The sequence below is a fragment of the Nocardia arseniciresistens genome (assembly GCF_046764875.1).
Taxonomy (GTDB): Bacteria; Actinomycetota; Actinomycetes; order Mycobacteriales; family Mycobacteriaceae; genus Nocardia; species Nocardia arseniciresistens.
Genome location: NZ_JBKORD010000039.1, coordinates 1 through 5,367, shown reverse-complemented (window position 1 = coordinate 5,367; position 5,367 = coordinate 1). Strand labels below are relative to the sequence as shown.

Annotated in this window: 3 rRNA genes; all 3 read right to left on the bottom strand. The window is 55.3% G+C overall.

Going from position 1 to position 5,367, the window contains the following annotated elements:
• Positions 1-8: 8 nt before the first annotated feature.
• Positions 9-125, bottom strand: a 5S ribosomal RNA gene (gene rrf, locus ACLMAJ_RS37970).
• A gap of 136 nt (positions 126-261) precedes the next feature.
• Positions 262-3,397 (bottom strand): 23S ribosomal RNA (locus ACLMAJ_RS37965).
• A 349-nt stretch (positions 3,398-3,746) separates the two neighbouring features.
• A 16S ribosomal RNA gene (locus ACLMAJ_RS37960) occupies positions 3,747-5,264 on the bottom strand.
• The 16S, 23S and 5S rRNA genes sit together here, the layout of an rRNA operon.
• Positions 5,265-5,367 lie beyond the last annotated feature (103 nt).

Genomic DNA, 5,367 nt, shown 5'->3' with positions numbered 1-5,367 from the left:
GAATGATGTTCCGGCGGTGTCCTACTCTCCCACACCCTGTCGAGTGCAGTACCATCGGCGCAGACAGGCTTAGCTTCCGGGTTCGGAATGGGACCGGGCGTTTCCCTGCCGCTATAGCCGCCGTAACTCTATGAAACTGTCACACAGCAGCGCTGACATCAAACAAGCACCCCCTCCACACAGGAGAGAACACCCATCTTCAATCTGCTGCTATATCTGTGTGTTGCTTCAGATACCGCACAGTGGACGCGTAGCTTCTTTGTTGGTAAGTCCTCGGCCGATTAGTACCAGTCACCTACACCCGTTACCGAGCTTCCAGTTCTGGCCTATCAACCCCATAGTCTGTGGGGGGCCTTAACCACTCAAAGGTGGTGAGAAACCTCATCTTGGAACAGGCTTCCCGCTTAGATGCTTTCAGCGGTTATCCCTTCCGAACGTAGCTAACCAGCAGTGCTCCTGGCGGAACAACTGGCACACCAGAGGTTCGTCCGTCCCGGTCCTCTCGTACTAGGGACAGCCTTCCTCAAGTTTCTGACGCGCGCGGCGGATAGAGACCGAACTGTCTCACGACGTTCTAAACCCAGCTCGCGTGCCGCTTTAATGGGCGAACAGCCCAACCCTTGGGACCTACTCCAGCCCCAGGATGCGACGAGCCGACATCGAGGTGCCAAACCATCCCGTCGATATGGACTCTTGGGGAAGATCAGCCTGTTATCCCCGGGGTACCTTTTATCCGTTGAGCGACACCGCTTCCACTTGCCGGTGCCGGATCACTAGTCCCGACTTTCGTCCCTGCTCGAGCTGTCGCTCTCACAGTCAAGCTCCCTTGTGCACTTGCACTCAACACCTGATTGCCAACCAGGCTGAGGGAACCTTTGGGCGCCTCCGTTACATTTTAGGAGGCAACCGCCCCAGTTAAACTACCCACCAGGCACTGTCCCTGAACCAGATCATGGTCCGAGGTTAGAAGTCCAATACGATCAGAGTGGTATTTCAACGATGACTCCACAAACACTAGCGTGCCCGCTTCACAGTCTCCCACCTATCCTACACAAACCGTACCGAACACCAATACCAAGCTATAGTGAAGGTCCCGGGGTCTTTTCGTCCTGCCGCGCGTAACGAGCATCTTTACTCGTAATGCAATTTCGCCGAGTCTGTGGTTGAGACAGCTGAGAAGTCGTTACGCCATTCGTGCAGGTCGGAACTTACCCGACAAGGAATTTCGCTACCTTAGGATGGTTATAGTTACCACCGCCGTTTACCGGGGCTTAAATTCTCAGCTTCGCCCTTACAGGCTAACCGGTCCTCTTAACCTTCCGGCACCGGGCAGGCGTCAGTCCGTATACATCGTCTTACGACTTCGCACGGACCTGTGTTTTTAGTAAACAGTCGCTTCTCACTGGTCTCTGCGACCTCACCCAGCTCAGACCGCAAGGGCCATCACCAAACGAGGTCCCCCTTCTCCCGAAGTTACGGGGGCATTTTGCCGAGTTCCTTAACCACAGTTCTCTCGATCGCCTTAGTATTCTCTACCTGACCACCTGTGTCGGTTTGGGGTACGGGCCGTGTATCAACTCACTAGAGGCTTTTCTCGGCAGCATAGGATCACTGAATTCGCCTCAATCGGCTACGCATCACCTCTCAGGCTATATGAGACACGGATTTGCCTATGTCTCGCCCTACAGGCTTACACCAGGACAACCATTACCTGGCCCAGCTACCTTCCTGCGTCACCCCATCGCTTGACTACTACCAGCCAGGGTCATGTGCATCCCTCCACTCGAGACCCGAAGGTCTTCTCGGAAGTTCAGGACACTTAGCACAACTGATTCATCATGGGCGCGGATACACGGGTACGGGAATATCAACCCGTTGTCCATCGACTACGCCTGTCGGCCTCGCCTTAGGTCCCGACTCACCCTGGGCGGATTAACCTGGCCCAGGAACCCTTGGTCATTCGGCGGACGAGTTTCTCACTCGTCTTTCGCTACTCATGCCTGCATTCTCACTCGCGTAGCCTCCACGGCTGGATCACTCCGCCGCTTCCATGGCTACACGACGCTCCCCTACCCATCCACACCACTGCACCACCCCCCGCAGGGAATGATGGGTGTATTGCGTGAATGCCGCGGCTTCGGCGGTGTACTTGAGCCCCGCTACATTGTCGGCGCAAAATCACTTGACCAGTGAGCTATTACGCACTCTTTCAAGGGTGGCTGCTTCTAAGCCAACCTCCTGGTTGTCTTCGCGACTTCACATCCTTTTCCACTTAGTACACGCTTAGGGGCCTTAGCCGGCGATCTGGGCTGTTTCCCTCTCGACTACGAAGCTTATCCCCCGCAGTCTCACTGCCGCGCTCTCACACACCGGCATTCGGAGTTTGGCTGATTTCGGTAAGCTTGTAGGCCCCCTAGACCATCCAGTAGCTCTACCTCCGGTGTGAAACACGCGACGCTGCACCTAAATGCATTTCGGGGAGAACCAGCTATCACGGAGTTTGATTGGCCTTTCACCCCTACCCACAGCTCATCCCCTCAGTTTTCAACCTAAGTGGGTTCGGGCCTCCACGACGTCTTACCGTCGCTTCACCCTGGCCATGGGTAGATCACTCCGCTTCGGGTCTAGAACATGCGACTAAAAACGCCCTATTCGGACTCGCTTTCGCTACGGCTACCCCACACGGGTTAACCTCGCCACATGCCACTAACTCGCAGGCTCATTCTTCAAAAGGCACGCCATCACCCACCACCCACTAAAGGATGCACAGGCTTTGACGGATTGTAAGCGCACGGTTTCAGGTACTATTTCACTCCCCTCCCGGGGTACTTTTCACCTTTCCCTCACGGTACTAGTCCGCTATCGGTCACCAGGGAGTATTCAGGCTTACCGGGTGGTCCCGGCAGATTCACAGCAGATTTCACGGGCCCGCTGCTACTCGGGTACTCACTACAAGAGCCATTGAGTTTTCGTCTACGGGATTCTCACCCTCTACGACAGGCCGTTCCAGACCACTTCGACTAACACAACGGTTTCTTACTCTCGCTCATCACGGCAGTGATAAGAAAATGAGCCCCACTACCCCACATACACAACCCCTGCCGGGTATCACATGTACATGGTTTAGCCTCTTCCGCTTTCGCTCGCCACTACTCACGGAATCACTGTTGTTTTCTCTTCCTGTGGGTACTGAGATGTTTCACTTCCCCACGTTCCCTCCACACACCCTATATATTCAGATGTGGGTAACACGACATCACTCGTGCTGGGTTTCCCCATTCGGAAATCCTCGGATCTCAGCTCGTTTGACAGCTCCCCGAGGCTTATCGCAGCCTACTACGTCCTTCATCGGCTCCTGGTGCCAAGGCATCCACCGTACGCTCTTAAACACTTACTAACAAAGATGCTCGCGTCCACTGTGCAGTTCTCAAACAACACACAAAACCCAGCTCAATGCCACCACCATGCCCACCCAACCCCTTTACAAGGAAAGATGCGGTCTGCGTGACCACCAGGTTTCGTCGTTATCTTCGCCTAGAGAAAAACACTCGCGTGTTCTCTCAGGACCCAACAGTGTGTCGATATATCCACCGCGACCGAAGACAGAGCTCCGACCACATGCGATGAAATCAGTCAGTGTTCCACCCATGAGCGTCCGCAGCCCCACATACGAGGACTAAACGGTCTCTGGCATCAACGTTTACCATCCCCGACTACTCAGGGTGCGATGCAGAAGTGCTCCTTAGAAAGGAGGTGATCCAGCCGCACCTTCCGGTACGGCTACCTTGTTACGACTTCGTCCCAATCGCCAATCCCACCTTCGACGCCTCCCTCCCTTACGGGTTAGGCCAGCGGCTTCGGGTGTTACCGACTTTCATGACGTGACGGGCGGTGTGTACAAGGCCCGGGAACGTATTCACCGCAGCGTTGCTGATCTGCGATTACTAGCGACTCCAACTTCACGGGGTCGAGTTGCAGACCCCGATCCGAACTGAGACCGGCTTTAAGGGATTCGCTCCACCTCACGGTATCGCAGCCCTCTGTACCGGCCATTGTAGCATGTGTGAAGCCCTGGACATAAGGGGCATGATGACTTGACGTCGTCCCCACCTTCCTCCGAGTTGACCCCGGCAGTCTCTCACGAGTCCCCGCCATTACGCGCTGGCAACATAAGATAAGGGTTGCGCTCGTTGCGGGACTTAACCCAACATCTCACGACACGAGCTGACGACAGCCATGCACCACCTGTACACCGACCACAAGGGGGCCTACATCTCTGCAGGTTTCCGGTGTATGTCAAACCCAGGTAAGGTTCTTCGCGTTGCATCGAATTAATCCACATGCTCCGCCGCTTGTGCGGGCCCCCGTCAATTCCTTTGAGTTTTAGCCTTGCGGCCGTACTCCCCAGGCGGGGTACTTAATGCGTTAGCTACGGCACGGATCCCGTGGAAGGAAACCCACACCTAGTACCCACCGTTTACGGCATGGACTACCAGGGTATCTAATCCTGTTTGCTACCCATGCTTTCGCTTCTCAGCGTCAGTTACTTCCCAGAGACCCGCCTTCGCCACCGGTGTTCCTCCTGATATCTGCGCATTTCACCGCTACACCAGGAATTCCAGTCTCCCCTGAAGTACTCTAGTCTGCCCGTATCCCCTGCAAGCTTAAGGTTGAGCCCCAAGTTTTCACAGAAGACGCGACAAACCGCCTACAAGCTCTTTACGCCCAGTAATTCCGGACAACGCTCGCACCCTACGTATTACCGCGGCTGCTGGCACGTAGTTGGCCGGTGCTTCTTCTACAGGTACCGTCACTTGCGCTTCGTCCCTGTCGAAAGGAGTTTACAACCCGAAGGCCGTCATCCTCCACGCGGCGTCGCTGCATCAGGCTTTCGCCCATTGTGCAATATTCCCCACTGCTGCCTCCCGTAGGAGTCTGGGCCGTGTCTCAGTCCCAGTGTGGCCGGTCACCCTCTCAGGTCGGCTACCCGTCGTCGCCTTGGTAGGCCGTTACCCCACCAACAAGCTGATAGGCCGCGGGCCCATCTCGCACCGATAAATCTTTCCACCACCAACCATGCGATCAGTGGTCATATCCGGTATTAGACCTAGTTTCCCAGGCTTATCCCGAAGTGCGAGGCAGGTCACCCACGTGTTACTCACCCGTTCGCCGCTCGTGTACCCCGAAGGGCCTTACCGCTCGACTTGCATGTGTTAAGCACGCCGCCAGCGTTCGTCCTGAGCCAGGATCAAACTCTCCGTTGAAGACTCTCAACCACACCCCGAAAGGTGCAATCAGAAGAATAACTAGAGTCCGAAAACCTAGCAAAACAAAACGCCAGCAAAAAGATTTGCTGACTAAATGTCC